The sequence below is a fragment of the Kurthia sp. Dielmo genome (assembly GCF_000307285.2).
Taxonomy (GTDB): domain Bacteria; phylum Bacillota; class Bacilli; order Bacillales_A; family Planococcaceae; genus Kurthia; species Kurthia populi.
The window spans coordinates 231,606-233,737 of the sequence record NZ_HE578959.1 but is presented as its reverse complement, the minus strand read 5'-3'; the positions used below and the strand labels follow the sequence as shown (position 1 = coordinate 233,737).

At 39.8% G+C, this 2,132-nt stretch carries 3 protein-coding genes and 1 riboswitch; of the genes, 1 reads left to right on the top strand and 2 read right to left on the bottom strand.

Going from position 1 to position 2,132, the window contains the following annotated elements:
* The coding region (locus KTHG_RS12360) for a class I SAM-dependent methyltransferase (RefSeq protein WP_186439590.1) at positions 1 to 808 on the bottom strand (808 nt) is incomplete at its 3' end.
* A gap of 77 nt (positions 809 to 885) precedes the next feature.
* A riboswitch (cobalamin riboswitch) is annotated at positions 886 to 1,043 on the bottom strand.
* Positions 1,044 to 1,054: 11 nt separating this feature from the next.
* On the bottom strand, positions 1,055 to 1,510 hold the full coding sequence (locus tag KTHG_RS12355) for a PucR family transcriptional regulator (RefSeq protein WP_139993937.1): 456 nt from the start codon (positions 1,508 to 1,510) through the stop codon (positions 1,055 to 1,057).
* 317 nt (positions 1,511 to 1,827) lie between these two features.
* Between KTHG_RS12355 and KTHG_RS12350 the strand changes: the two genes are divergently transcribed.
* Entirely contained in the window at positions 1,828 to 2,082 is a 255-nt protein-coding gene (locus KTHG_RS12350; protein ID WP_126989397.1) for a hypothetical protein, read from the top strand.
* Positions 2,083 to 2,132 lie beyond the last annotated feature (50 nt).

The following is a 2,132-nucleotide window of genomic DNA, read 5'->3' as shown; positions in this document are numbered from 1 at the left end:
ATTGTGGTGTCCATGAAATAATAGCCGCATAAAAACGATGCTTGTATATATATTGCTCCCCGTCATAGGTAACAAAATCAGCCAACGCCTGTTCAACATGCTCAAGCTGATACGCATTGTCGCGAATTTTTTTACTTTGTGCGGTCAGTAAGGCTTCCTTTGTTGGATATGTATAAATGCGTTCAAGCGGCAGCATTTGGCAATCGGCAAAAATGCCAAGCTGATACAGCATATTTAAAATTTCAATATAATCTCGGCGTGGATATTTAATAGCATAGCCAAACTGCTTATCTAGTACTTCATAATGCGGCTGGATAGGTCCTGTTGTCATACCGATAATCGCCTTTTTTCGTGCGAGCGCATTCATCTTTCGTAAGGTTGCATTCATATGATACATACGGTAAAAACAATTGACCCCTACGACAACATCATGTGGCTCAAGAGGCAATGTTTCAAATTTTCCGTGAATAAGTGCTGCATTTGTATACTGTGCTAAATAACTGAGTACGCTTTCTGAGCTATCCACACAGCTTAGACTAGCCGCATACTCTTCTAATGGAAAGGTATAATTACCCCAACCCGGACCGATTTCAAGTACAGAATCCTGCGGGGAAATATGCGTCTTCATTGCGTCAAAAATAGGGATAGCATGGGCATCGGTTTGTTTCGGCTTTTTACGTTGCATGGATTGACGCCAGAAATCTTCTTCGAGTGCATCATCAACCATTCGCTCCGGCATATTCCCTTGCCAGTCGTGCATACCTTCTTGCCATATTTTTTCAAAATCAATTTTTAATGGGCCTTGCATTCTGTTCACTCCTTGTTGCCTGACTTTGGTTGAAAAAAGGAGCGACAAAAAAGCCCCTGCTTCTCCCACCGAAAAGCATGTGATTCAAGTATTGCGATAGGTATCCTGGCTGTGCATCATCCTCGTTCACACCTTCCCTTTCAGTGGTTTTTGTGAAGTCGTCAGCATTACAGTAGCGGGGGCTGCATGAGCTTCGCACTCATTTCCCTATATGAATGAATACTTGATAGTTAAAGCATAGCATGATTACTCAAATTGTTGTAGATGAAATGCGAGTGATAATGCTAGATAATCATTCCAATCATTTAAATTCATTTGCACAAGCTCTTCGATTTTCGTAAGACGATGATAGAGCGTATTTTGATGAATATGAAGCGCAGCTGCGGTTTTTGTAATAGAACGACTGTGATAGATATAGCTTCGCAGCGTGTCCTCTAGCTCACTAGCCTGTGCACGTGGCGTTTGAAGGGGGGCGAGTGTTTGCGTTAAAAACTGCGTAATCGCCTCTGGGTCCTGCTTCATAAACAATTGATTGACACCTAACTTTTCATAATATAGCACGCCAATTTGTTTACGCATTTGCATATAATGAAGCGTATTTTCCGCTTCTTCATACGTTTTAATAAAAAAGGTCACACAAAGGCGCAACGCTTGCTCCTGTCTATCAGTTGTTACTTTTTCGCAAAGTATATAGTGCTTCACTTATACAAATAAAAGTTCCCTATAGCTGGTATAACGTATAGCATCGGTTGCTTGGATCCATTGCTGCTGCCAAATTCTAGTCGGGCAATGTTCGGTACGTTCATACGCGCCTTGATGAAAAATATAGCACTGTTGTGGCTTTCTCATGTCATATTGTCCCCCTTATATGCACAACATATAGTATTTATTCTAATTAAAACAAATTTTATTGGAAGATGTCACAATTTTTATTAGAAAATTCGATTATTTTATCCAATGATTATTAAGAAAGATTTTTTTATGATAAAGGTACATCTTCTAAAGGGAGGTATTTCCAAATGAAAAAAGATAAGAGTAAGTGGATTCTCGCCGCATTGTTTTTTGCATGGATTGTGTCGTATGTTGACCGAACGGCTATTAGTTTAGCGCTTGTTAATATGGGTAAAGATTTACAACTTACAGAAACACAACTTGGTCTTGCGATTAGTGCCTTTTTTATCATTTCTTTGCAGAATACCCCTCCCTCAAGGAACGTAGTGAGTAGGGAGGGGATGAATGCGAACCCAATGATTCTGCCAGTACTAATTTGTTAAAAAGAACATATGTTCCCGTTATACTATTCAAAAAAGGAGGTGTCTGTCAT

Excerpts from the sequence above, each read along its gene's own strand:
- KTHG_RS12350 (WP_126989397.1), top strand. The coding sequence starts at position 1,828 with ATGAAAAAAGATAAGAGTAAGTGGATTCTCGCCGCATTGTTTTTTGCA.